General features: G+C 45.4%; 17 protein-coding genes and 1 pseudogene. 11 read left to right on the forward strand and 7 right to left on the reverse strand.

Annotated elements, in window-relative coordinates; genetic code table 11:
* Positions 1 to 10: 10 nt before the first annotated feature.
* The 3 genes and pseudogenes from NLZ44_RS02385 to NLZ44_RS02395 all read right to left on the reverse strand — a co-directional run bounded on the left by NLZ44_RS02385 (position 11) and on the right by NLZ44_RS02395 (position 4,645).
* A complete protein-coding gene (locus NLZ44_RS02385; protein WP_493751745.1) occupies positions 11 to 1,168 on the reverse strand; it encodes a CO2 hydration protein in 1,158 nt (385 codons plus the stop codon).
* 53 nt (positions 1,169 to 1,221) lie between these two features.
* Positions 1,222 to 2,739, reverse strand: a complete 1,518-nt coding sequence (locus NLZ44_RS02390) for an NADH-quinone oxidoreductase subunit M (RefSeq protein ID WP_315686455.1) — start codon at positions 2,737 to 2,739, stop codon at positions 1,222 to 1,224.
* Between the two features lie 33 nt (positions 2,740 to 2,772).
* Positions 2,773 to 4,645: pseudogene (locus NLZ44_RS02395) on the reverse strand (NAD(P)H-quinone oxidoreductase subunit F).
* A 435-nt stretch (positions 4,646 to 5,080) separates the two neighbouring features.
* On the opposite strand from NLZ44_RS02395, the gene NLZ44_RS02400 reads away from it, so the two are divergent.
* The 6 genes from NLZ44_RS02400 to ccmO all read left to right on the forward strand — a co-directional run bounded on the left by NLZ44_RS02400 (position 5,081) and on the right by ccmO (position 9,778).
* Entirely contained in the window at positions 5,081 to 5,392 is a 312-nt protein-coding gene (locus tag NLZ44_RS02400; protein WP_006618784.1) for a carbon dioxide-concentrating mechanism protein CcmK, read from the forward strand.
* A 223-nt stretch (positions 5,393 to 5,615) separates the two neighbouring features.
* Positions 5,616 to 5,957, forward strand: a complete 342-nt coding sequence (locus tag NLZ44_RS02405; RefSeq protein WP_006618785.1) for a carbon dioxide-concentrating mechanism protein CcmK — start codon at positions 5,616 to 5,618, stop codon at positions 5,955 to 5,957.
* A 167-nt stretch (positions 5,958 to 6,124) separates the two neighbouring features.
* On the forward strand, positions 6,125 to 6,433 hold the full coding sequence (gene ccmL / locus NLZ44_RS02410; protein WP_111894224.1) for a beta-carboxysome shell vertex protein CcmL: 309 nt from the start codon (positions 6,125 to 6,127) through the stop codon (positions 6,431 to 6,433).
* A 170-nt stretch (positions 6,434 to 6,603) separates the two neighbouring features.
* Entirely contained in the window at positions 6,604 to 8,256 is a 1,653-nt protein-coding gene (gene ccmM, locus NLZ44_RS02415; RefSeq protein WP_315686460.1) for a beta-carboxysome scaffolding protein CcmM, read from the forward strand.
* A 47-nt stretch (positions 8,257 to 8,303) separates the two neighbouring features.
* The gene (gene ccmN / locus NLZ44_RS02420; protein ID WP_315686462.1) at positions 8,304 to 8,891 is read left to right on the forward strand and encodes a beta-carboxysome scaffolding protein CcmN; all 588 of its coding nucleotides are present in this window, start codon (positions 8,304 to 8,306) and stop codon (positions 8,889 to 8,891) included.
* Between the two features lie 86 nt (positions 8,892 to 8,977).
* The gene (ccmO, locus tag NLZ44_RS02425) at positions 8,978 to 9,778 is read left to right on the forward strand and encodes a beta-carboxysome assembly protein CcmO (protein ID WP_006623507.1); all 801 of its coding nucleotides are present in this window, start codon (positions 8,978 to 8,980) and stop codon (positions 9,776 to 9,778) included.
* Positions 9,779 to 9,978: 200 nt separating this feature from the next.
* On the opposite strand, the gene NLZ44_RS02430 is transcribed toward ccmO, so the two are convergent.
* Complete coding sequence (locus NLZ44_RS02430; RefSeq protein ID WP_315686464.1) at positions 9,979 to 10,206, reverse strand: photosystem II protein, Psb35-related; 228 nt, start codon at positions 10,204 to 10,206, stop codon at positions 9,979 to 9,981.
* A gap of 272 nt (positions 10,207 to 10,478) precedes the next feature.
* On the opposite strand from NLZ44_RS02430, the gene murD reads away from it, so the two are divergent.
* Positions 10,479 to 11,843 carry a UDP-N-acetylmuramoyl-L-alanine--D-glutamate ligase gene (gene murD, locus NLZ44_RS02435; protein WP_493751746.1) on the forward strand — a complete coding sequence of 455 codons (1,365 nt, stop codon included), beginning with the start codon at positions 10,479 to 10,481 and terminating at the stop codon, positions 11,841 to 11,843.
* An 874-nt stretch (positions 11,844 to 12,717) separates the two neighbouring features.
* On the opposite strand, the gene NLZ44_RS02440 is transcribed toward murD, so the two are convergent.
* Positions 12,718 to 13,281, reverse strand: a complete 564-nt coding sequence (locus tag NLZ44_RS02440; RefSeq protein WP_006623502.1) for a hypothetical protein — start codon at positions 13,279 to 13,281, stop codon at positions 12,718 to 12,720.
* Between the two features lie 1,527 nt (positions 13,282 to 14,808).
* Here NLZ44_RS02440 and NLZ44_RS02445 point away from each other — a divergent pair.
* Positions 14,809 to 15,021: a hypothetical protein gene (locus NLZ44_RS02445; RefSeq protein WP_493751747.1), complete on the forward strand. Its 213-nt coding sequence runs from the start codon at positions 14,809 to 14,811 to the stop codon at positions 15,019 to 15,021.
* 343 nt (positions 15,022 to 15,364) lie between these two features.
* Here NLZ44_RS02445 and NLZ44_RS02450 read toward each other — a convergent pair whose 3' ends face one another.
* Together NLZ44_RS02450 and NLZ44_RS02455 are read right to left on the reverse strand one after the other, a co-directional pair.
* On the reverse strand, positions 15,365 to 15,946 hold the full coding sequence (locus NLZ44_RS02450; RefSeq protein WP_493751748.1) for a pseudouridine synthase: 582 nt from the start codon (positions 15,944 to 15,946) through the stop codon (positions 15,365 to 15,367).
* A gap of 10 nt (positions 15,947 to 15,956) precedes the next feature.
* Complete coding sequence (locus NLZ44_RS02455) at positions 15,957 to 19,148, reverse strand: PAS domain S-box protein (protein WP_493751749.1); 3,192 nt, start codon at positions 19,146 to 19,148, stop codon at positions 15,957 to 15,959.
* Between the two features lie 362 nt (positions 19,149 to 19,510).
* On the opposite strand from NLZ44_RS02455, the gene wecB reads away from it, so the two are divergent.
* From wecB to NLZ44_RS02470, 3 genes are all read left to right on the forward strand, one after another.
* The gene (gene wecB, locus NLZ44_RS02460) at positions 19,511 to 20,629 is read left to right on the forward strand and encodes a non-hydrolyzing UDP-N-acetylglucosamine 2-epimerase (RefSeq protein WP_493751750.1); all 1,119 of its coding nucleotides are present in this window, start codon (positions 19,511 to 19,513) and stop codon (positions 20,627 to 20,629) included.
* Between the two features lie 54 nt (positions 20,630 to 20,683).
* The gene (locus NLZ44_RS02465; RefSeq protein WP_493751751.1) at positions 20,684 to 21,712 is read left to right on the forward strand and encodes a DNA cytosine methyltransferase; all 1,029 of its coding nucleotides are present in this window, start codon (positions 20,684 to 20,686) and stop codon (positions 21,710 to 21,712) included.
* Between the two features lie 109 nt (positions 21,713 to 21,821).
* Positions 21,822 to 22,619 carry an SAM hydrolase/SAM-dependent halogenase family protein gene (locus tag NLZ44_RS02470; protein WP_493751752.1) on the forward strand — a complete coding sequence of 266 codons (798 nt, stop codon included), beginning with the start codon at positions 21,822 to 21,824 and terminating at the stop codon, positions 22,617 to 22,619.
* Position 22,620 lies beyond the last annotated feature (1 nt).

Consider the following 22,620-nt stretch of genomic DNA (forward strand, 5'->3'; position numbering starts at 1 on the left):
TTGAGATGAACTATGAACGCACTGGAAACAGTTGATAATCTGTCGGAGTAGGTTGATTAACCTCGGACAAACGGGAAGTAGTAAACCGATTTAACCAATTTTCCAGATAGGCGCGATTAGCCTTTTTTTGTTCGGGGTCGTCAGTGTTCAGGGGATAGGGTGCTAGTCCTTTAATGGCGGCTGTCGTGACACAAAACATAGACTTTTGAAAACTTTGGCATATTTGCACACGCAAATCATCCTCTCCTCGGCAACTATTATTATAAATATTGTGGAGATAATCAGGTAAAAAATGGCGCATATCCTGCATTAATTGAGTGGGGGGAATACCGGAACCACCAATGGGGAGGGGGTCAGCGTATAAAGCACCGTATGTAAATTCTTTTTGTAGGTTGGGGATTTGATGAACTTGAGCGTTATAGGATACTGTACCCGGGAAGGGTGTACCACGGAAAAAAATGGCTTCTACATAGGGAACTGCTGTATCCATTAAAAATGTGAGTCCGGCAGATTTAGGGATGATATCTAATGTTTTATCCCCCAATTTAACGCCATAAGTAATTGGCTTATTGGCCGCGGCAACTAATCCATCTAAGATATGCTGCACTACGGCGGGAATGGATTTAATTTCCCCTTGGTCATAGAGGTCAGAAAGGGAGATAAAAATATCACTCATGACTCGCCAAAATTGCCCCAAAGCGCTATAATAGGCTGACTGTCGTACTTGTTCGGGTAGAAATTCTGGGAACATCTGATGTAGTAGCAGAATGAAACTATTGCCTTTAAATTTAGTCTGAATAGCTGCTTCTGCTAACTGTTGGAATTGGGATGAATCCAAGTAAGAATCTAGTCCGCCTCCCCCATGCCATAACATCCCTTTCATGCAATATTCGGCATATTCATAATTAATGCGATCGTGCCACCAATACTTGAGCAATTTGGGGATATTTAAATCGCCATTGAAGTATTTAAAAAATGGGAAAAATACTAAAAATTGATGGTCAGCCACATAAATCAGGTTGTCGGAGTAGGCATCTAAAACTATGCCGTAACTTTTGAGGATGCCAACTACTTCAAGGAGGTTTTGGGGAGAGTCTGGTAATAAGGCATCACCAGCTTCTAAGCGTTCAATATATTTGAACAATGGGTGGATTTGATTGCTGGTCATAGTGGATAAATTCACAAGTTTAGATGGTGGGCAATTTTGATTGAGTGACGAGATTAATTTAAGCCGATCGCCTTGACATTTGATTCTATTTGAGCTACAATGGAAGGGTTATACATGAGTGCTGATGTGGTTCTTTCAGTCCATTTAACTAGGATGGTCGGTTGTAGTCCTAGGAAGGTGATAATCACAGCCAAGGCTATAGCTGGAATGCGATCGCGCCATTGTACCCTTGGTAAATTAATGACTGACTCGGACAAGCGACCAAAAAAGGCACGGTTAATCATAATCAGAAAGTAAACAGAAGTTAAACCAGTTCCCACCATACACAGAAGAGTCTGCACGGGGAACACTTCCATACTGCCTCTAAAGACAATAAATTCTGACACAAATCCCACTAAACCGGGAATGCCAGCACTAGCCATAACCGCGACAATCATTATACTACCAATTAAAGGTAAACCGCGTTCAGGGTTTAATAACCCGCGAATCACATCAATATCTCGACTGCCCGATTTTTTGTAAACTACTCCCACTGTTAAAAATAGCAGGGCAGAAATTAAGCCATGACTAACCATTTGCATGACTGAACCGAGTAAACTGAGGGGGGAGGCGGCGGCAAAAGCTAGGATAATATAACCCATGTGGGCGATGGAACTATAGGCGACCATCTTCTTGATATCTTTTTGTGAAATCGCACAGGAAGCACCATATAAAACGCTAACTACTGCCCAACTGGCGACATAAGGGGCGATCGCATTCCAAGCCTCTGGAAATAAACCGACCCCAAACCTTAGTAAACCATAGGTTCCTAACTTTAATAATACCCCCGCCAATAAAACTGATACAGGGGTTGAGGCTTCCACATGGGCATCGGGTAGCCAAGTATGAAAGGGGACTACGGGGATTTTAATACCAAATCCGATTACCAGTCCCCCCAGTAGAATTAGTTGGGTAGTGAGGGGTAATGCGGACACTCCCAAAGTGGAAGTTCTGAGGGTATCCAAATCAAAATCCGGTGCTTTGGTTAACCAGACTATGCCTAAAAAGGCGGCTAAAATTAACAGACCGGAAACTGCTGTATAAAGCAGAAACTTGGTGGCTGCATAGCCTCGGTTTTTGCCTCCCCAAATGGCGATGAGTAGATATAGGGGAATTAGTTCGACTTCGTAAAACAGTATAAACAGCAGCAGATTGGAGGATAAAAAGGTGCCAGCGACTCCGGCAAAGATAATCAACAGCAGGGTATAATATAGCCGGGGTCGAGAAATGTCTAAGTCAGAAGACCAAATAGCGATCGCCACTAATAAGGCATTGATAATCACCAACGGCAAGGATAAACCATCTATCCCCAGATAGTAATTTAAGCCGAGGGGTTCAATCCAGGTAATATGTTCTACCATCTGTAGATCGGCTACAGTCGGATCAAATAACCTCGCCAAAATTAGAGACCACACCAATAACCCGCCAGCGGTTAATAGGGAGATTTGACGGGATAATTGGGGGCTGAGGTTCGGCCAGAGTACAATCAGGAGGGCAACTAACAGCGGAATCCAAATTAAAACACTTAGCATCGATTTTTACGGTTAATGTGGTCGGGAAGGGGTCTAAAATTGCCACAGCATTAAAATCAACAACACGGCTATACCAGTGGCTATGGTGAAGACATAAAACTGTGATTGTCCAGAAATACTATATTTAAGTCCTTCACCGCTAAAGAGGGTGGCTAAACCTAAGCCGTTGACAAACCCATCGATGATATAGCGATCGATCCAATAACTGATGGCGGAGATACGATTAACCAAAAATACAACGGTCAGATCGTAAAGGCGATCGATATAGAAATCGTAAGCGAGTAAATCCTGTATGGGTTGGTAGGGGAATTTATATGGTTCTCTCCCCGGCCCGTATACATAAATACTGCTACCTATACCCACCCCTAATACACTTGAGACCAACAACAGGGGTAAAGCTACATGGTTAATTACTTCTTGGACTCCAGAGACGGGCGCTTCTACGAAGGTGCCTGACCAACTCAGTAATAGTTGCCAGCTTTGTAGCATCATCGGCACTAACAGAGTCACAATAGTCATAGAAACCATTGGTAAAGCCATCGGCCACAGGACTTCTGGGGCGCGTCGGGTTTTTGGCTGAGACTGACCAGTAAAGACTAAGCCGAAAACTCTGGTTAATCCTAGGATGGTGAGGAAGTTCACCAGTAGCAACAAAATCAATAACCAAGGTGGTACAGTCCAGAAACCACTTACCCACCTTCGGAAAGTCCAGAACATCCCTAAAGGTAATCCGGCTACCATTCCTGATGCACCAACAATAAATGCAGTGGTGGTGGCAGGCATTTTAGACCATAATCCCCCCATTTCGGTCATGTCTTGGGTGTTGGTGGTCAAAATTACTGAACCTGCACTCATGAATAACAGACATTTGGCGATCGCATGGGTGAATAGTAACAGCAGGGCTATATCCACATGGCTTTGACCTACGGCTACAAACACTAAACCCAAATAGGCGCTAGTAGAGTGGGAAAGCGCTCGTTTGATATCAATTTGAGCGATCGCCACCAAAGAAGCCCCAATAGCTGTTACTGTTCCCAACACAATTAAAGTGTCCGACACCACCGGAGACAGCGCGACAATTGGTTGTAGTTTAATCAGAACATAGGCCCCCGCCGCTACTACTACCGAATTTCGGAGTAGAGAAGCCGGGTTTGGACGCTTCCATAGCTTCATCAAGCCATAGGTGTAGGGGAAATTGGGCGCATTTGCCAATAGGCCCAGAAATTAGGGCTAATCCTAATAAAGTCGCCGTAAGGGGTGGTAAATTATGGGTTTCCGACCATAGTTCTAAATCCGAGAAGTTTAAACTACCGGCGATCGTGCCGATATAAACCACCCCCATTAACAACAATACATCTCCCACTCGTTTAGTTAAAAACGCATCTCGCGCCGCCGTCACTACCAGGGGTTGAGCATACCAAAAACCCACCAGTAGATAGGTTGAGAGAGTCAGCAATTCCAGCAAAATATAACTAAGTAGCAGCGAGTCACTCAAAGCCAAACCACTCACTGCCGCCTCAAAAAAGCCCATCAAACCAAAAAACCTAGCCGTCGCCCAGTCTTTTTCCATGTACCCCAAGGCATAAACCTGAGCCACTAAACTGATACCTGTGACCAGTTCCACGGCTCCTAGGCTTACGGGAGAAACATCTAGGACAAAAGATAAGTCTAATCCCGCAGCTTGTAACCATGCAATGTGAATTTGTTGACCCGGCATTGACCAGATAGATCGGTAAATTACCGCACCGTGGATAAAACCCACTAAAGTCATCAATATATTAAAGTAGGCTGCTGGTCTTGGCCCTGTGCGTCGGACTAACCCCGTTGACCAAGGAAGGGTCAACACTGCCCCCATGAGACCATATATGGGTATCCACCAACTAGCTTGTAGGAGGAACTGAATCATTTAACTTACATAAAGAAATATTAACCCTCAGATTAATATATCAGAATTTCCGTCCTAAACAGAGCTAATCGTCAAATTCATCCCCAATAACCAGCCATTTCTAGTCAAATTACCTAGGGTCTGACTTTGGGATTGAGCACAACTTGTTACAAAAGTCAAGATAAATCGGCATTTTTGCCTCCAAATATTAACTTTTTTTAAAAAATATTAATTTCTATTAACAATCAATAAAGATAATCTCGAACATGAGAAATTATAATCCAGATTAATATTGTCAAAGAAGCCACAATTCTCGTATTCTTATAATTTGAGGGAGGTTGAAAAATTTTTCCGCATACACAAAAAGAATCATTAGTCTTTGTGGTCATGGGACTCAGTTAGCAAGAGATTTGCCCAGTTGAGTTCAGTCTGTCCGTAATTAGGAGTAGTTGTAAGATGTCCATCGCTGTTGGAATGATTGAAACCATAGGCTTTCCGGCTGTTGTAGAAGCAGCCGACTCCATGGTAAAAGCCGCGCGCGTTACTTTAGTCGGATATGAGAAAATTGGCAGCGGTCGTGTGACCGTGATTGTCCGAGGAGACGTCTCCGAGGTACAAGCATCAGTTTCCGCTGGCATTGAGTCAGTCAAACGGGTGAATGGTGGAGAAGTATCATCAACCCACATCATTGCTCGTCCCCATGAAAATCTAGAGTACGTTCTACCAATTCGTTACACCGATGCGGTCGAACAGTTCCGGTCCTACTAGACGTAATGGGGCAAGAGTTAACCCCCTCACCCGATCGCCGAAAAAGTCGTACAGACAAGGCCAATCTTGTCTCTAAGTTCTGAAAACTCCCTCCCTGAAAATTAGGATCAGGGAGTTGGTGGCTTGTCTGAGAAGCCATCAGAGCCGAACCGAGTAGAAACCAGTGTTCTGTGCGACATCTAGGCGTGGTAATAAAATAGAGGTTCAGGAGTCAAAACATACTATGGCCATTGCAGTTGGCATGATAGAAACCCTGGGTTTTCCAGCGGTAGTAGAGGCAGCCGATTCCATGGTAAAAGCTGCCCGCGTAACCTTAGTAGGCTACGAAAAAATCGGTAGCGGTCGTGTCACCGTCATTGTTCGCGGAGATGTGTCAGAAGTTCAGGCTTCTGTCTCCGCCGGAACCGAGTCGGTGCGACGGGTAAATGGTGGGTTAGTTCTTTCCACCCATATTATTGCCCGTCCCCATGAAAATCTAGAATATGTCCTACCAATTCGTTACACCGAAGCGGTAGAACAATTCCGTGAAAGCGTCGCCGGGATACGTCCTCTTAACCGTCCGTAGGTTAACTCCAATGACCCCTAGGGGTATGTAGTTCAACCACAGCCAAGCCCGAACCGACTGCATAGTTCGCCCGTAGTAGGTCAATCCATCAATTGACCCAATCTATTTTCCTGCTCAGTAGGGGGGAAAAATGTTCCTAGCGTACAGTTCCTCAACATCAAATTAAGATGCAAATTGCCAGAGTTATTGGCACAGTTGTTAGTACCCAGAAGGAACCCAGTCTCCGAGGTTCCAAGTTTTTGCTATTGCAACTATTAGATGAACAGGGAGAGCCCACATCAAAATATGAAGTGGCGTGCGACTATGTGGGTGCGGGTTTTAGTGAGTGGGTTCTGGTTAGTATCGGAAGTGCGGCTCGCCAAATTCCTGGAAGTGAAAATCGACCCAGTGATGCAGCCGTAGTTGCCATTATTGACACCGTTAGCACTGCTAATGGCCAGATTTACAGTCAAAAACAGCAGAACCGTTTAGGTTGAGCAACAGATCTGGGTTAACCCCAAAGCCTGGTACGGGGAGGTTCTCCAGTCAACGGCCTATGGAGTGCGAAAATACCGAAGAACCGGCCCCATCCGCCTGGGATAATTCATCGATTATCCGTACCACCAAAAGTCAACCCTATAAAAAGTTAGTTAGGAGAAATTCAGTTATGGCAGTTAAAGGCCATGCGGCTCCTCCCACACCCTGGTCTAAAAACCTGGCGGAGCCCAAAATTGACCCCACAGCTTACGTTCATTCCTTCTCGAATATCATCGGTGATGTTCGCATCGGCGCTCATGTCCTGGTCGCCCCCGGAACCTCTATCCGCGCTGACGAAGGATTCCCCTTTTATATTGGCGATGAGTCCAATATTCAAGATGGCGTTGTTATTCACGGCTTAGATGAAGGCAAAGTCAAAGGAGATGATGGTCAATCCTACTCCGTTTGGATTGGTAAAAATTCCTCAATCACCCATTTGTCTCTGATTCATGGTCCGGCTTATGTCGGGGACAATTGCTTTATCGGTTTCCGCTCTACTGTATTCAATGCTAGGGTCGGAAATGGTTGTATCGTCATGATGCACGCCCTTATCCAAGATGTGGAAATTCCCCCCGGAAAATATGTTCCCTCGGGAGCAATTATCACTAACCAACAACAAGCCGATCGCTTACCGAGCGTAACAGATACTGATATCAAATTCTCAACCCATGTGGTGGGAGTTAACCAAGCATTAGCAGCAGGTTATCAGTGTTCAGAAAACCTCGCCTGCATCAGTCCCCTACGAAATGAAACTAAGGGAAGCAGCAGTAATGGTGGCCGCGCTAGATCTGGCTCCCATAGTAACCTAGGTGCAGGACCTATTCCCCCAGAAACGGTACAAACCATCAGCCAACTTCTAGCCCAAGGCTATAAAATTGGTACCGAACACGCCGACGCACGTCGCTTCCGCACAGGTTCTTGGCGCAGTTGCGCTCCCATTGACTCCCGCAACACCAGCGAAGTTGTATCAGCCCTCGCCGCCTGTCTGCAAGACCATCAAGGCGAATATGTCCGCCTGTTGGGAATTGATAGCAAAGCCAAGCGCCGGGTACTTGAAGAAATTATCCAACGTCCTGATGGTCCTGTCGCTAGTAAGTCCTCTAACGGTCAGGTCTCCAATGCCGCAGCTTCCACAGCCAGCCCCTCCAGAACTACTGCCACTGGTGGTTCCGACTTGGCACAAAAGGTTTCCCAAATCCTGAACCAAGGCTATAAAATTGGCACGGAATACGCCGACGCGCGTCGCTTCCGCACGGGTTCCTGGCGTAGTGGTCCCCAAATTGACAGCTCCAGTGCTTCGGCTGTTCTCAGTCAATTAGATGCCTTCATGAACGAGCATACAGGGGAATATGTCCGCTTAATTGGCATTGACCAAAAAGCTAAACGGAGGCAAGTAGAAGAAATTATCCAACGCCCTGACGGTAGAGTTTCTGCTACCCCTAGTCCTAGCAGCGCCTCCAGTGCCGCGACCCCTGCCGCCTCTAGTCGTTCAGCTCAATCATCCTACTCATCTGCTAATAGTAGTTTGACTTCTGAAACTATTGAGCAAGTTAAAAACCTCCTGGCTCAGGGTTATAAAATTGGCACGGAACACGCTGATAAGCGTCGCTTCCGCACGGGTTCCTGGCGTAGCTGTACCCCCATCGACTCTAATAATCAACGGGAGGTTATGGCAGCCCTAGAAGGCTGTATGCAGGAACATAGCGGTGAGTATGTTCGCTTGATTGGTATTGATGCTAAAGCCAAGCGCCGGGTTCTTGAGGAAATTATCCAACGACCTTAACTAACTCTCTCGAAAATCCCTGTTTAGTTTCCAGAGGTTCAAGCCGAATGTGTATGTCGCCACCCCATCACCCGGATTATGCTTACTATGTGAGTGGCGATGTCACCATTGACCCCAGTGTAGCCATCGCCCCAGGAGTGGTAATTACCGCCGCTCCTGATAGCCAAATTGCGATCGCTGCTGGGGTCTGTATTGGTATGGGGACTATTATTCATGCTGATCAGGGTATCCTAGAAATAGATAAGGGTGTCTGTATTGGTACTACTGTACTCATCGTCGGTGCTGGAAAAATTGGGGCTCTGGCTTGTATTGGTTCAGAGTCAACTTTGATTAATTCTGATATCCCATCTCAGCACGTTGTAGCTTCCGGTTCATTAATTGGTGATCAATCTCGTCAGGTCAATTTTTCTGCTACTGAGGTTGATTTCATCCCCCAACCGGAACCGGAACCCCAACCGGAACCGGAACCCCAACCGGAACCAGAACCCCAACCGGAACCAGAACCCCAACCGGAACCAGAACCAGAACCAGAACCAGAACCCTCAATTCGCAAAGGTCCGCAGGTCTACGGACAAACTCAAATCAATGAGTTGTTAAAGACTTTGCTCCCCCATAGAAAACCCCCTAATTTTTGAGAGAAACTGGGGTTGATGAACGCGAAAATCCCCAGATTAATCCATCGGGATTCTCAAGTCTTCTCTCTAGCAGGTAAAATACAGTCATGGATGAACACTTGCAAACCTCATTTCCCCAAAGGCGCAATACTGAGCCAGAATTTAAAGATACTGCTTTGGGGTTAATCTCCACCCGCAGTTTTCCAGCGATCGTCGGCACTGCTGATATGATGCTGAAATCTGCAGGTGTTCACCTGGTTGGGTATGAAAAAATCGGTAGTGGCTACTGTACCGCTATTGTGCGCGGTCGTATTGCTGATATCCGCCTAGCCATTGAAACCGGAGTTGATACTGCTAAACAGTTCAATCAGTTTGTTTCTTCCCTAGTCATTGCTAGGCCTCTCCCTAACTTAGAGTATGTTTTACCGATTGGGTCTCGTCTCTCCCAATTAGCAGCCAGTGGCGGTCACTCTCGCCTCAGTAATCAAGCCGTAGGTTTATTGGAAACGAGAGGATTTCCTGCTATGGTCGGCGCGGCTGATGCGATGCTGAAGGCGGGAGATGTTTATTTCGCTTCCTATGAAATTATTGGCGCGGGACTATGTACTGCTATTATTCGGGGTTCGGTTGCTGATGTAGCAGTGGCTTTAGAAGCTGGAATGTATGAGGCTGAACGCATTGGCGAATTAAATGCAGTGATGGTCATCCCTCGTCCCCTTGATGAACTTGAACAAACTTTACCTCTGGCTAGTTGTTGGATTGAGAAGGTCAAACCTTTACAGTTACCTATTAATGTTAAACAAACTGAAAAAGAAGTGGTAAAACTTCCCGAACTCAAACAATTATCTGTTGATGCTTTACCTTTGGATAATCAAACTTCTGATTCTTCTATGGAGTCCTGGGATTAAAATATTCTTGATTCTTAACCCGCATTCTCAACCCGCCTTGACATGATAATTGACATCAAATTATGATGCTCCTCAAGGTAGAGACTAAAAACTAATTACCCCCCACGGGTGATGATTATATCACTATACAAAAAAAAGAGCAACCCGTTAGGATTGCCCTCAAGAAGAGAGTCTAAAAGCTATTGGTGACTGAAGAGAATTTACTTGGAGAAATTCTGGCTGCGGTAAGCATCCATACTGTAAGCAGGAACCCGTTGGCTATAGTCTACGGCTACACCTGTTAACGCCTGAGAAAGACGGTCAAAGGAATCCGAGTTCCAGTTTCTCATATGGATGGGTTTGGACTGTTCACCACGAAAATAAGCCATAGTTCCAATTACAGAAACAGCCAGCCAACCACTGATAAATAAAGCTGCTAAAATAACCATTTTTTATCCTCCGATAATTGCATCAGAATTACTACTAAGAAAGTTTCACCAAGGTCAGTGGGAACTTCTTGGGGTAATCCCGTTTATTAATTTATGTTAACCAATGTAACATTTTTGTTACAATCTGTCAAGTAACTTGACAAAATAATTTTTTATGATATAATTTACTCCGCAAAGTATGGCGAACCCGATCAACTCCCCTAACCTCACCTAAAATCAGCGTCTTCTGATAAAATCAAAAATGCTCAATCAAGGTGCAGGGTAAGGATACAATGCCCAACGCTCATATTATTGGTCTGGGAAAATCAGGAAATGCCACGGCGCGCCTGTTAAAGGTTCAGGGATGGCAGGTAACTGTTAGCGATCGCAACACCTCAGAATCCCTACAGCAACAGTGTCAGACCCTCATTGAGGAAGGAATTACAGTTAATTTGGGGCAGAATTTCGACCCCGACACGGCACCAGATTTGGTAGTGGTTAGTCCCGGGGTTCCCTGGGATTTGCCAGCATTGGAAACCGTCCGCAGTCTGGGTATAGAAACTATCGGCGAAATGGAACTGGCTTGGCGAAATCTCCAGGATATCCCTTGGGTGGGAATTACGGGGACTAACGGCAAAACTACTACGACGGCCCTGATTGCTAAAATATTTGAAGTGGCGGGAAGTGCGGCCCCGGCTTGCGGAAATATTGGTAATGCTGCCTGTGAGTTGGCGCTGCAACAACAACAAAACTCCTCGACCCCCTTAGATTGGGTCATTGCTGAAATTAGCAGTTTTCAGATTGAGTCATCATCAACCCTCGCGCCTCAAATCGGCATCTGGACTACCTTTACCCCAGATCATCTTAACCGCCATTACACGCTAGATAATTATTTTCGGATTAAAGCTCGTTTAATGGAACGTTCCCAGGTGCAGGTCTTTAATGGTGATGACGCTTATCTCCGGCGAGCCGCACCGGAACTCTGGCCACAAGCTGTCTGGACTAGCGTTAATGGTGCTGAGGAATTATTGGGCGATCGCCAGAGGGGTGTATATATTCAACAAAACTGGGTCTACCAAAACGGATACGCGATCGCACCAGTTGACTCCCTGAAAATGGTGGGAGACCATAATCGCCAAAACCTACTTATGGCTGTAGCCGCAGCACGAATAGCCGGAATTGACAAGGAAGCAATTGCTCACGCTATTTCTACTTTTCCTGGAGTTCCTCACCGCCTCGAAGAGGTTAACACCTGGATGGGAATTCGCTGGATTAATGATAGCAAGGCTACTAATTATGATGCGGCTCAGGTCGGATTGGCCGCAGTGGAACCACCTGTGATTTTAATTGCTGGTGGAGAAGCTAAAGCTGGTGATGATACCCACTGGATTAATACTATTCACCAAAAAGCGGCGGCGGTTTTATTAATCGGAACGGCAGCCCCCACCTTTGCTCAAAGGTTACAGGAAACTGACTATCACAATGTCGAAATTGTGGAAACTCTCGAAAATGCCATCCCCCGCGCGGCAGAATTGGCTAGTGTGTTCCAAGCTAAGGCTGTTTTGCTCTCCCCCGCCTGTGCTAGTTTTGACCAGTATCGCAGTTTTGAACATCGTGGCGATCGCTTTCGGGAGTTATGTTGGGAATTGATGGGGTAGGGGCGGGTGTAATATCCCGGTGTGTTTTATGGCGTGGGGGCGGGTGTATATAGTTCCCGGTGTGTTTTATGGCCTCAGAAGGTGCGTCACATAGCGCAAGTTTTTCGTTTTCCCAGTGGCTGATCGGATGTGACGCACCCTACGCACAGCCAGGGGGGGCGAGCGAAAGTTGGCTTGTGGGGTGCGTGGCTGATCGCGCACCCTGGGGGCGGGTTTATCAAGCTGACTTGTGGGAATTATGGCTGACTGCGGAACCCGCAGGGGCGGGTTTATCAAGCTGACTTGTGGGAATTATGGCTGACTGCGGAACCCGCCCCTACAGCACCCTGGGGCGGGTGTATATAGTTGGCTGGTTTTTCCCGTGGCCGATCGCGCACCCTGGGGGCGGGTTTATCAAGCTGACTTGTGGGAATTATGGCTGACTGCGGAACCCGCCCCTACAACTAATTTTATCCCGAAAAATAAAAAAAAAATTATCTGGGGGCCCCCGCGCCACTTTTTTTGGGGAAACCCTTGCTTTTGGGCGGCGCTTCTGCTACTATATTATATAATGGGATATGCGTAATTTTTTTATTTAAGTCATGCCTCCCATTATTTAGGATATGACTCTATCATATCCCCATTCGCTCGGCTTGTCAACCCCCTGGAGCGGTGACGGGCTGGGCTATTTTTTTTTTTGAAAAAATAAACATTAGTCGAGCAATGAAACTGCTTAAATTTGTTGTACCCGCTTCTGTTTAGAGCGGAGATTGAGGCTCGGACAGTTAACAGTTTTTTATAGATAGTGGTGGTCATGATGGATTCCTTAGTCGTTGTGTTGGCGAGGTTGGGTGAAGGGAGGGATTAATCACCGATTCCTGGAAGTTACCGAAAATTACCAGTTGGGTGGCACTTGGGAGTATTCATAATCACTGACCCAATCATCACTGATTAACCAGTTGTCGTCTGCGTCAAACTCAACACCCCCTTCAGAGTTGATCAAATCTCTAAGCTCCTCCCTATCGCCAAGTTCTAATACTTTGTGAATATGCTTACACTTGGGAATCCAGCGCGTTCCGGTTTCTAGGGTAAGTACATCACGGTTTTTACTCTGGAAATCAAAATCCTGGCAAGTGCAAGTTATTTCCTCTTCTTCGATGGACACTTCATAGGTGTCTCCTTGGGGATTAACAACAGCAAATTTATAGGGTTGATTGTGGGGGTATATTTCTAGCTTCCCGGTGTTGCGTTTCCTGAAGGTTTGGAAGTTTTGATGAAAAGATTTTTTACTGACAAACTTGGGTCTCAACCCGTGACCCTTTTTGAAAACAACAAAAATTACTTTCCACCAAATTTCAACCCTGGCAATAATTTGGTGAGAGCAACCACAAATCCGCGCGACGGCGGCTTTGCTGTACAAGATACTTGCCAAAGATTTGCTCTGTGTGGTAGTATGCATATAGAATCCTCAACTGATGAGTTAATTGGTTCTTAACCGTTTTGAGAGATTTGATGGGTCAGAGCCGCTGCAACGGCTCTTTCCTTATCCCTCTGATAAGATTATACACAATAGTACCGAAAACGTGCAATTGTTTACAAAACTTTACAGAGGGTAAAAAAATGAAAAGAGGCAGAAGAGGCGTTTATGATCGAGTTGGCAATCCCAACTTTTTCACAGACAAGAATCCAAGTAAGCTGAAACAGGAAGGATCTCAACCCGCGAATATACTGTTTGGCATTAGAGTAGCCCAGGATTTAAAAGACAAACTTGCGGTTATACCTAAGCGAGAACTGCGGAGGGTTTTAACTGAGTTCGCTGATAGCTACCTAGCGAACCAAAATAACTGCAAGTAGTTGCACTTTACAAAAGAAATGCACCGGGGCGGTTTTTGAGTTTAAGGGTCGATCGCTTACCTCTTGAGCGATCGCTTCTTGGTTGGGGGTTAGTCTATGTTAGTTAGTCGTCAAATTTAAGGATAGAGCAATAACCTCGCCATTCTGCTCCGGGTGGCGTATTCCACCAAAATGGCAGGCTTCGGTCTGGATACCATCCAAATTTTAGTTGTTGTTTCCCAAGGATGTCTAACAGCCCAAATTCAATTTGAACCCAGGTAACACTACAATGCAGAACCCTAGGGGCGGGTGTATATAGTTCCCGGTGTGTTTTATCGCTAGGGGCGGGTGTATATAGTTGGCTGGTTTTTCCCGTGGCCGATCGCGCACCCTGGGGGCGGGTTTATAAAGCTGACTTGTGGGAATTATGGCTGACTGCGGAACCCGCCCCTACAACTAATTTTATCCCGAAAAATAAAAAAATTATCTGGGGGCCCCCGCGCCACTTTTTTTGGGGAAACCCTTGCTTTTGGGCGGCGCTTCTGCTACTATATTATATAATGGGATATGCGTAATTTTTTTATTTAAGTTATGCCTCCCATTATGTAGGATATGAATCTATCATATCCCCATTCGCTCGGCTTGTCAACCCCCTGGAGCGGTGACGGGCTGGGCTATTTTTTTTTTTGAAAAAATAAACATTAATCAGTGGCGATCGCTTTCGGGAGTTATGTTGGGAATTGATGGCGTAGGGGCGGGTGTAGATAGTTCCCGGTGTGTTTTATGGCGTGGGGGCGGGTGTAGATAGTTCCCGGTGTGTTTTATGGCGTGGGGGCGGGTGTATATAGTTCCCGGTGTGTTTTATGGCCTCAGAAGGTGCGTCACATAGCGCAAGTTTTTCGTTTTCCCAGTGGCTGATCGGATGTGACGCACCCTACGCACAGCCAGGGGGGCGAGCGAAAGTTGGCTTGTGGGGTGCGTGGCCGATCGCGCACCCTGGGGGCGGGTTTATCAAGCTGACTTGTGGGAATTATGGCTGACTGCGGAACCCTGGGGGCGGGTTTACAAAGCCTACTTGTGGGAATTATGACTGACTGCGGAACCCGCCCCTACGCACCCTGGGGCGGGTGTATATAGTTGGCTGGTTTTTCCCGTGGCCGATCGCGCACCCTGGGGGCGGGTTTATCAAGCTGACTTGTGGGAATTATGGCTGACTGCGGAACCCTGGGGGCGGGTTTATCAAGCTGACTTGTGGGAATTATGGCTGACTGCGGAACCCTGGGGGCGGGTTTATCAAGCTGACTTGTGGGAATTATGGCTGACTGCGGAACCCGCCCCTACAGCACCCTGGGGCGGGTGTATATAGTTGGCTGGTTTTTCCCGTGGCCGATCGCGCACCCTGGGGGCGGGTTTATCAAGCTGACTTGTGGGAATTATGGCTGACTGCGGAACCCGCCCCTACAACTAATTTTATCCCGAAAAATAAAAAAAAAATTATCTGGGGGCCCCCGCGCCACTTTTTTTGGGGAAACCCTTGCTTTTGGGCGGCGCTTCTGCTACTATATTATATAATGGGATATGGGTAATTTTTTTATTTAAGTCATGCCTCCCATTATGTAGGATATGAATCTATCATATCCCCATTCGCTCGGCTTGTCAACCCCCTGGAGCGGTGACGGGCTGGGCTATTTTTTTTTTGAAAAAATAAATCAACTGAAAAACGGCTGAATTTCGTGGGGGTGCAAATCTCGCCAGTCGCCAGGTTGAAGTGAATTGAGAGTCAAATGAGCGATCGCGACACGAACCAGTCGCAAAGTAGGGAAGCCGACGGCGGCGGTCATGCGTCGAACCTGACGGTTGCGTCCTTCAGTTAAAGTAATTTCGAGCCAAGCGGTAGGGACATTTTGGCGAAATCTAATGGGAGGGATACGAGGGGGAAGAAGTGGTTCAGTTAATAGTAGTTGAACCCTCGCTGTTCGGGTGCGATAATTTTGAATGGTGATTCCCCGTCGCAGTTGTTCTAAGGCTGGTGTAGTGGGTATTCTTTCCACCTGAACCCAGTAAGTACGAGGATGAGCAAATTCTGGCTGGCCAAGTCGATATTTAAGTTTGCGATCATCAGTCAGTAAAAGTAACCCTTCACTATCAAGGTCTAATCGTCCGACTGAGTAGACGGAAGGAATAGGGATGTAATCCTTCAAAGTTTGTCGAGACGGAGTATGAGAATCACGATCAGTAAACTGACTGAGGACATTATAGGGTTTATAGAACAAGATATATCGATAAGCCATACAGAAAAGTCTAGGACATAGTGTGCATAACAAAGCGATCGCGTCCTTGAGCCTTAGCTTGATATAAAGCAGTATCAGCCATAGCAATGAGATGTTCAAGCTGAATATTGCTATTAGGCAAAACACTCACGCCGCCCATACTGACACTAATATATTCACTAATAGGGGAGGTTTCATGAATTCTCTGTAATTGTAGGATTTGCTCACGAATTGTGCCAGCCACATTACACATACCCTCAGCATCAGTATTGGGAAGAATTATAGCAAACTCCTCGCCGCCATAGCGAGCGACCAAATCCCCAGGTCGTCTAATGGAGCGAGTCAAAGCCTGGGCTACCTCTTGTAAACAGCGATCGCCCTCTTGGTGTCCATAAGTGTCATTGTAGTGCTTAAAAAAGTCAACATCACACAAAATTAAGGATATGGGGGTAAATTCGCGGATACACCTGCGCCACTCGGTCATCAAATAGGTATCAAACTGTCGGCGATTAGGAACCTGAGTTAAGCCATCAAGAGTAGCCAGACGTTCAAGCTGTTGATAAAGTTCAGCTTGTTGAATGGCAATTCCCAACTGTACGGCTAACTGCTTAATAAAATCGACTGCAGTTGACTCCCATTGACGGGGACTAGAACAATGCTGGACCATGAGCAACCCCCAGAGGCGATTGTAAGGTTCAGAAGCAACAAACCCCAACTCGGCAGAAGTATCACTGCGCCTTCGGGTCAAAATAGGAACGACCAAATTAGCCTGTACTTGAAACTCTGATAACAAACGAATATCGCACTGGCTGAAGTCTTGAGTGGAGATATCAGCCATAGCTTGGACTTGACCCTGGCTGAACTCAGCGAGATAGTGGGGAGTCCAGCAATCTTCAGTAACAATAGTTCCGACTACAGACTTCCACCCCGGGGCGACTGATTCGACTACCATCACGCCATTACCATCATCGTGAAATCGGTAAATCACGACTCGGTCAGTATTGAGAAACTCTCGAACCTGACTAACAGTAGTCTGTAAAATTTTATCCAATTTGAGCGATCGCCGAATGCGTTGAGTAATTACAAGCATCAACCGTTGACGTTCGGCTTGCTGTTGGAGATTTTCTTCAGCCTGCTTGCGTTCAGTAATATCCTCGACCATACCCTCATAATAGAGTAGTTGTCCTAAGCCGTCCCGGACAGCCCTAGCTTTCTCAGAAATCCAAATAATCTGATGATCAGCACGATAGACCTGAGATTCAAAATTAGTAATGGAATCGGACTCCTGCAATTGGTGAATAAACTCAGCGCGACGACCAGGATCAACATACAACTGGTGGCTAATGTCGGTCAGTTGCGCCATCATATCCTGTGGTGAGTCGTAGCCATAGATTTTGGCTAAGGCTGGATTAACATTAATATAGTGACCGTCCCAGGTGGTCTGAAAAATACCCTCGATCGCATTTTCAAACAGACTACGATATTGATATTCAGCTTTTTGCAAGGATTCTAAGGCTTGTTTGCGTTCAGTAATATCTCGATAAGCACTCAAAAACAGCCTATCATCCTGATTTTGGACAATAGAGGTAGACACTAACAGAGTTTTATGTTCTCCTGACTTAGTGACTATGGTAGTTTCGACATCTCGCACGCCTGGCCGTTCTAAAATCTCATATAATCCAATCAGAGCATCTTGATGAGCTTGGGGGTCAGGATACAGAAGGGACAAGAAATCCTGAGAACTTTCTACTTCGGCCAGGGTATAGCCAGTAATTTCCTCCATCTTGGAGTTATAGATCCAAAACTTTCCGGTCTGACTACTGAGGGTAATGCCTTCTCCGACGGTTTCGATGACACTGGTTAACTGTTGAGCGGTTTGGAAAATTTTTTCTTGTGTAGAAAGGCGATCGCTAATATTAGTATTGACACAGATAAACCCGACTAAATGACCCTGTGGGTCTCGGATGGCATCTGCTCTCATGTGAACCGGAATTACTCTGCGGCTGCGGGTTAGCTTGTGGACTTCTCCTTGCCAGGAATACCCGCCTAAAATATGGCTCATGACGGCTTCGCCGACGGCGGGATCAACATAAAGGCTTCTGTGACCTCCATGTTGGTTAAATTGTTCGACGGTTTCGTATTCAAATAAATCACAAAAGGCTCGGTTTTGATAAATTTGGACTCCGGTTGCGTCCATAATGGCGATCGCATCGGTGGTACTATCGACGGCTTTACGAATTCTTAATAGGGTTTCTTCGGCTTGTTTGCGATCGGTGATATCTTCAGAGGTGACTAAAATGGCAACTATATTGCCGTTGCTGTCATGAAGGGGAATACGATTGGTTTCTAGGTAGACTATTTTACCATCTGGGCGGGTTCGGGTTTCGACGTGCCGATATTGAGGGATATTGGTTTCAATGACAGTGCGATCGCATTTTCGTAAATAATCAGCCATCTCCCGGGTGGCGGGTAAGTCTTCATCGGTTAACCCGACAATGGCTTCGGAACTAATCACGCCAGCCTCTAAGGCCCCTCGGCGGTTACAACCTAAATAAACGGAGTTGCGATCTTTCCAAAAAATCGCTTTTGGGATATTATCCATCACTAGCTGTAGCATCTGTTGCGATCGCTCCAGGGCTGCTTCTGCTTTCAGGCGTTCCTGAATTTCTTGCTGGAGTTTGTCATTGGTGGCGGTCAGTTGAGTTGTCCGGTCATCTAGGATGTCTTGCAGATGGTAACACAGATGTAAGAGTTCTTCTGATGCTCGGCGGCGTTCGGTAATATCAATGGCAGAACCTGTATAACCTAAAAACTTACCGTTAGCTGTCCATTGGGGAACTCCGGTATTAAATATCCAACGATACTGATGATCAAACCTTCGCAGCCGATATTCATGTTGGAAGGGTTTGCGATCGCCGAATGCTTGCCAATAGGTGATTAAACAATTTTGGCGATCTTCAGGATGTACCCCCCGGAACCAGCCCTCTCCCCGTTCCATTTCTAAGGAACGTCCGGTAAACTTTAACCAGTCTTCATTAAAAAATGTATAGGATCCTTCCGCATTACAAGCCCAGATTAGCACAGGTGTAGGTTCAGATAGCCCCGCAAACCTTTTTCTCTCTTGTTCAATTGCTGTTGCCAATCGGTGCAAGTTACCATCAAAATGATAATGGTGTTCAGAGTCTAAGTTGTCTTGATCATGGAAACGACTAAAATCACTCATTTTTACGTTGATCATAAGCCATTAGATTAAATTGTCATTCGGAACATTTTACTATGATATTTAATCCAAATTCTGTACTTGCCTGTACGACAATCTCAACAATTTTATGCTAAAATATCACGGATGATTAAACATTGTCGAAAAAATTTGTATATCAACATAGCTCCCGGTTATACACCGATAAAGTTCTAGGTTATGGGGGGAGAATCCAGTGATAAGAATTGAGGCTAAGGGTTGATTTAAGCATTGGGGATCAAGCATTTTTAGGGACATAGCCTATATTAGTCACTTTAATTTTATAACCGGACTTGATATTTTTTTGTATTGGTTTATACTTTTATTGTAACTCTATTTAATCAGAAATGTCAACATCAAAGTATCGAATTGGTATAGTATTTGGCACGAGACCAGAAGCCATTAAGATGGCCCCACTGGTCCAAAAGTTTCAACAAAATTGTAATTATGAAACCCGAGTGATTTTAACAGGTCAACATCGGGAGATGGTCCAGCAAGTGATGCAGCTTTTCGAGATCAAGGCGGATCACAATCTGGAAATCATGCAGCACCAGCAAACCCTGACGGACATTACCTATCGTAGCTTACAAGGGTTAGGAAATATTTTTGAGCAAATCAAACCTGATATGGTTTTAGTCCAGGGGGATACCACAACAGCCTTTGCTGCGGCTTTAGCGGCCTTTTATCAAAAAATTCCCATTGGCCATGTAGAGGCAGGACTCCGAACTAATGACTTATTTAATCCCTATCCTGAAGAAGCGAACCGCCGTCTAATTTCTCAACTAACTAAATTACACTTTGCACCTACGGAGAAAGCGGTTGAAAACCTGATAAAAGCTGGGGTAGTCGGGAAAATTTATCAAACTGGAAATACGGTGATTGATGCTTTATTATCTGTCGCTAAAACCCAACCAAAATTAGATATTCCCAATCTTAACTTAGAAAAACATCGACTAATTTTAGCGACAGTTCACCGTCGAGAAAATTGGGGAGAACCCCTAGAGGGAATTGCGGAAGGATTTTTAAAAACTCTTGATCAGTATGCTGACACAATGATACTGCTACCCCTACACCGTAACCCGACAGTGAGGGAACCCCTACAGACAATGCTAGGAGGACATCCCCGGGTAATTCTCACGGAACCCCTAGATTATAGTCAACTGGTAGCAGCGATCGCTGATGCTTATTTAGTGTTGACGGACTCGGGTGGACTCCAGGAAGAAGCACCGAGTTTAGGGAAGCCTGTGTTAGTGTTACGAAAAACTACGGAACGTCCAGAAGCGATCGCGGCTGGAACGGCTAAACTAATAGGAACTGACCCTCAAGATATCCTCAGAGCCACTAGCGAACTCCTGGGGGACCCAGAGGCTTACCAAAAAATGGCAACCGCTATTAACCCCTTTGGAGACGGTCACGCCGCCTCACGCATTATTCAACATATCGATGAGTATTTCAAGTCAGCTTAGGTTGAGTTGGCTTTAAACAAGTTTTGAATAGGCAGTAAATAATCGAAAAATACCATGTCAAACAGACTGAGTTATTGGGAATATTTAAACCAAGAATTAAAACTGAATGAAGATATACAATCTCAGTTAGTTGTTCTTGATTTATTTGCGGGTTGTGGTGGTTTTTCTCTAGGATTTAAAGCCGCAGGCTTTGAAACAATCGGTTATGAGATGTTAGCGGATGCTGCCGCCACGTATACTCGTAATCTTCAGGATATATGTTATTGTCAAACTTTAGAAATTGGTCAAGATTTATGCAATCATCCTGATGTGATTATAGGAGGTCCTCCCTGTCAACCGTTTAGTGTAGGTGGATTACAAAAAGGTCCTAGAGACTCTAGGGATGGCTTTCCGATTTTTCTAGATGCGATCGAACGATATCGGCCAGCAATAGCAATCTTTGAAAATGTGCGAGGAATGCTTTATAAAAATCGTCAGTATTTAGAGAAAATAGTTGCCGAACTTGAGAGACTGAATTATCGGGTTGACATCAAACTTATCAATGCTGTTAATTATGGTGTTCCACAAAAACGAGAACGCCTGTTTGTTGTGGCTTATCAAACAGCATGGCATTGGCCAGAAGCTGAAACCTTAGCTATGCCTTATACGGCTGGAGATGCTATTTATGATACGGCTTCTACCATTCCTATAGGGGCAAAATTTCTCACGCCTAGTATGCTAGAATATATTGGCAGATATGAAGCAAAATCTAAATGTGTTAAACCTAGGGATATTTACCTTGATATTCCTTGCCGAACTCTGACCTGTAGAAACCTATCAGGCGCAACCAGTGATATGTTGCGATTGTTATTACCAGATGGCCGCCGGAGACGTTTAACAGTTAGGGAAGCTGCGAGATTACAAAGTTTTCCCGATTGGTTTGAGTTGGTGGGTTCAGAAAATTCTCAGTTTAATCAAATTGGTAATGCTGTACCACCTTTGTTAGCCAAAGCGATCGCTAAATCTGTGAAAATGACACTGGAGAATAAACCATCTCCACCCACAGATTATTTTTCTCCTTATTGGTCAACGGGTTTAAACTGAACTACCTAATAAAAATCCAGACAAGCCGCCACCTAAGAATAGTCCTAAATACTACCATAAGTATCAAGCCCAAGAAACCCTAAATATTCCGAGACTAGGAGTGCTAAATATGTCTGTATCTGGTATAATTACACTATTAACAGACTTTGGTTCAAGTGATGTTTATGTGGGAGTAATGAAAGGGGTATTATCCCAAATTAACCCCCACCTAACTGTCATTGACTTAACCCATGAAATTCCGCCTCAAAATCTTATGGCGGCGAGGTTTTGTTTGATGAATGCTTACCCCTACTTTCCCCAAGGTACTGTTCACATTGCGGTAGTCGATCCGGGGGTGGGAACTGAACGGAAGGCGATCGCACTACAACTTCCTAACGGATATGTTGTCGGACCTGATAACGGCTTATTCGGGGGTTTAATTAAGCAGTATGGTGTAATTACAGCAGTAGAATTAACTAATCATCAATACTGGAGAAATTCCCAACCCAGCACTACTTTTCATGGTCGAGATATCTTTAGTCCTGTGGCTGCTTACCTCGCCTCTGGTGTGCAAATTACGGATTTAGGTACTGCGATTAATTCTGACACCCTAATGTCCCTGTCAATGCCGAACTTGGAAATCACAGAAACCAGCATTAAAGGCAGTATTCAATATATCGATCGCTTTGGGAATTTAATTACTAATATTCCGGGAGATATGGTAGCAGATAAATCCTGGAATGTTAGCTTTCCTGAATGCACCCCAAGTCCTACAATTAGCAGCCATAGAACCTATGGAGAAGTGCAACCAGGTCATCTTTTAACCCTCATTGGTTCCCACGGTTGGATAGAAATTGCGGCTAACGGAGATAGTGCCAAATCTCGTTTACAAATAGACTGGGGTGCGACAGTTATTATCAACTATTAAA

This window comes from Arthrospira sp. PCC 9901 (genome assembly GCF_059013425.1).

Bases quoted from the DNA above. Each gene is read 5' to 3' on its own strand.
- NLZ44_RS02455 (WP_493751749.1), bottom strand. From the start codon at position 19,148: ATGAGTGATTTTAGTCGTTTCCATGATCAAGACAACTTAGACTCTGAA.
- NLZ44_RS02390 (WP_315686455.1), bottom strand. From the start codon at position 2,739: ATGCTAAGTGTTTTAATTTGGATTCCGCTGTTAGTTGCCCTCCTGATT.
- NLZ44_RS02450 (WP_493751748.1), bottom strand. From the start codon at position 15,946: ATGGCTTATCGATATATCTTGTTCTATAAACCCTATAATGTCCTCAGT.
- NLZ44_RS02405 (WP_006618785.1), top strand. From the start codon at position 5,616: ATGGCCATTGCAGTTGGCATGATAGAAACCCTGGGTTTTCCAGCGGTA.
- murD (WP_493751746.1), top strand. From the start codon at position 10,479: ATGCCCAACGCTCATATTATTGGTCTGGGAAAATCAGGAAATGCCACG.
- NLZ44_RS02430 (WP_315686464.1), bottom strand. From the start codon at position 10,206: ATGGTTATTTTAGCAGCTTTATTTATCAGTGGTTGGCTGGCTGTTTCT.
- ccmL (WP_111894224.1), top strand. From the start codon at position 6,125: ATGCAAATTGCCAGAGTTATTGGCACAGTTGTTAGTACCCAGAAGGAA.
- ccmN (WP_315686462.1), top strand. From the start codon at position 8,304: ATGTGTATGTCGCCACCCCATCACCCGGATTATGCTTACTATGTGAGT.
- NLZ44_RS02440 (WP_006623502.1), bottom strand. From the start codon at position 13,281: ATGCATACTACCACACAGAGCAAATCTTTGGCAAGTATCTTGTACAGC.
- NLZ44_RS02470 (WP_493751752.1), top strand. From the start codon at position 21,822: ATGTCTGTATCTGGTATAATTACACTATTAACAGACTTTGGTTCAAGT.
- ccmO (WP_006623507.1), top strand. From the start codon at position 8,978: ATGGATGAACACTTGCAAACCTCATTTCCCCAAAGGCGCAATACTGAG.
- wecB (WP_493751750.1), top strand. From the start codon at position 19,511: ATGTCAACATCAAAGTATCGAATTGGTATAGTATTTGGCACGAGACCA.
- ccmM (WP_315686460.1), top strand. From the start codon at position 6,604: ATGGCAGTTAAAGGCCATGCGGCTCCTCCCACACCCTGGTCTAAAAAC.
- NLZ44_RS02465 (WP_493751751.1), top strand. From the start codon at position 20,684: ATGTCAAACAGACTGAGTTATTGGGAATATTTAAACCAAGAATTAAAA.
- NLZ44_RS02400 (WP_006618784.1), top strand. From the start codon at position 5,081: ATGTCCATCGCTGTTGGAATGATTGAAACCATAGGCTTTCCGGCTGTT.
- NLZ44_RS02385 (WP_493751745.1), bottom strand. From the start codon at position 1,168: ATGACCAGCAATCAAATCCACCCATTGTTCAAATATATTGAACGCTTA.